Below are 255 nucleotides of genomic sequence, written 5' to 3'. Positions count from 1 at the left end.
TCCAAGGCTAAATACTCCTGAAAGACCGATAGTGAACAAGTACTGTGAAGGAAAGGTGAAAAGCACTTCGAATAGAAGGGTGAAATAGAACCTGAAACCGTACGCCTACAAGCGGTCGGAGCAGCATAAAGCTGTGACGGCGTGCCTTTTGCATAATGAGCCTACGAGTTAATTTTACTAGCGAGGTTAAGGTATTAAGTACCGGAGCCGGAGCGAAAGCGAGTCTGAATAGGGCGCATAGTTAGTAGGATTAGA

General features: G+C 45.9%; 1 rRNA gene. It reads left to right on the top strand.

The features are described 5' to 3' along the window. Positions 1–255, top strand: a 23S ribosomal RNA gene (locus F3J23_RS21865); the annotation flags it as partial.

The sequence above is a fragment of the Chryseobacterium sp. Tr-659 genome (assembly GCF_011752975.1).
GTDB lineage: Bacteria > Bacteroidota > Bacteroidia > Flavobacteriales > Weeksellaceae > Chryseobacterium.
The sequence above is the reverse complement of the archived record's forward strand: the minus strand, read 5'-3'. Positions and strand labels throughout refer to the sequence as shown.